This is a genomic window from Winogradskyella psychrotolerans RS-3 (genome assembly GCF_000427335.1).
Classification (GTDB): domain Bacteria; phylum Bacteroidota; class Bacteroidia; order Flavobacteriales; family Flavobacteriaceae; genus Winogradskyella; species Winogradskyella psychrotolerans.
Genome location: NZ_ATMR01000177.1, coordinates 1 through 822, shown reverse-complemented (window position 1 = coordinate 822; position 822 = coordinate 1). Strand labels below are relative to the sequence as shown.

Here is an 822-nt window from a genome sequence, read left to right as displayed (position 1 = left end):
GAATCTGGGACATTTATGGGTTTTGGGCTTGGTTTTTCCGTAATATGTGCTGTGAATCCAAGGACTTCACCATTTTCAATATAGGGTGTATAGGTTACTTCAGAATGGAGCAATTTATTTTTTAGCGATCTGGTTTCGCGGTAAAAACTTTGTTTTTACCCTTAAGAGCATCTTTTATAAGAGGGATATGTTTCTCATATTCGGGCCCCAACAGTTCCTTCTTTGAAATTTTGTTTATTATTTCTTCCTGAGGCTTCCCCTGCCATTCCAAATAGGCTGCATTTGCAAATCTGCATATTTCATCTTTATCCCAATAGGCCAATAAAGCGGGTATATGATTCGCAGCTATAAAACCTATGTGTTTACTAGAAGCCTGCATAATTTGATTCCTTTTTAAATAATTATACTATTTAAATTTTTTCAAATAATTTAACATAACAAATAACACAATATATATGGATATGTTTTATAATAATCTATATTAATACGAGTTTAATGCTAGATTTTTATAATGATTCTTCAAATAGTATAGCAAATTAGTTGTTCTTTGTGCCGTTACAATGTTCTTTTTTTAGTTGATGGATAATGTTTGTTGGCATTCGGATTCCAAAGTATAGTAGGCCTATTTCAGAAATAGAATAGTTTGATGCTATTATTGAATTTAAAAAAATTACTACCTACTGAAAAAGCCTGCTGGTAATAACGCTAAGATTATTACCAGCAGGCATCCCTATTCTGAAAGAGAATTATTTTACATTGGTGTTATGGTAACTTTTTACCATGTCGCTAATTAGAGGAACATTGGCAGATGGATTTGTTTCC

1 protein-coding gene is annotated in these 822 nt (G+C 32.1%); it reads right to left on the bottom strand.

Going from position 1 to position 822, the window contains the following annotated elements; genetic code table 11:
* Window positions 1-121: 121 nt before the first annotated feature.
* Window positions 122-379: a PAS domain-containing protein gene (locus tag ADIWIN_RS16315; protein WP_020889093.1), complete on the bottom strand. Its 258-nt coding sequence runs from the start codon at window positions 377-379 to the stop codon at window positions 122-124.
* Window positions 380-822 lie beyond the last annotated feature (443 nt).